Raw genomic sequence first — 1052 nt, 5'->3', positions numbered from 1 at the left:
GCCAGGAGGTGGATTCACACTCGAAGTGCAACAGTTGAGAGGAGAAGGCCTCTGCCGGGGTTCTGAAGTCAAGGCATTTGCGCGGGGTGTTGTTGTAGGCGGCAATGGACTGGCGGAAGCGCTTGGTTGGGAGCTTTTCGAGGTCGGTCTTTCGGGGGATGAAGCGGCGCAAGCGGCCGATGGCGTTCTCGATGCCGCCCTTTTGCCACGGCGCGTGCGGGTCGCAGAAGAAGGTCTTCATCAAGAGGCTCTGCAAGGAAAGGTGAGCGGCGAACTCGGTGCCGTTGTCGAAGGTGACGGTACGGCGCAGTGCCTCCGGTACGGCTTTGAACAGGCGTACGAGATGGCCAGCGACACCGGCAGCGAACTTGCGTTCGATCGGAACGGCGAGCAGCAGGCGCGAGGTTCGCTCGTGGACAGCCAGGATGGCCTGCCGGTATTTGGAGAACATCATCAAATCGGCTTCCCAATGGCCCGGGACTTTGCGATCGGCGACCTCGGCAGGCCGTTCTGCCAGCGAAACACGGCCCTCGATGAAGCTTGCGGGGCTCCCGCCTCGTTTGCCGCGGTGGCCTCGCTTGCTCTTGCCACGAGGCAGATAGCGCCGCCAGGTGAAGTCCGTCGTGCGTGTGATCTGGGCGTAGATGAAGCGGTAGATGCTCTCGTAGGAGATCACCCTGCGGCCACGTTCCCGGGCAAGCCGGCCTGCGACCTGTTCGGGCGACCAACCGCGGCTCAAGCCTGCCAAGACCTCGCGGCGCAAGCTGGCGTCCCGCTCGAGGCGAGAGCCCTTCCAGCGCCGCGCCCGGGTCTGCTGCTGAGCATAGCTTGGCTTGTAGCCGACTTGCCTGCCACGGTTCCGCCTCAGCTCCCGAGAGATCGTTGATGGCGGCCGATCCAAAGCTGCCGCGATTTGCCCGACCGAGCTGCCATTGGCCGAAAGGCGGGCAATCTCGCATCGATCGTCAAGGGAGAGCTGTTTGTAAGTCCGCCCCATGGCAACACCTCCAGATGGAAGTGTTGCACTTCGTTTGTGAACTCAGGGGACCCAT

The 1052-nt window shown here is 62.9% G+C and carries 1 protein-coding gene; it reads right to left on the bottom strand.

The features are described from left to right. Positions 1 to 997, bottom strand: a 997-nt coding sequence (locus AC0L3U_RS38275) for an IS30 family transposase (RefSeq protein ID WP_473364943.1), incomplete at its 3' end; no start/stop codon positions are given. Positions 998 to 1052 lie beyond the last annotated feature (55 nt).

The sequence above is a fragment of the Bradyrhizobium sp. Kon69 genome, from assembly GCF_055807515.1.
This window is presented reverse-complemented; position numbering and strand designations above follow the sequence as displayed.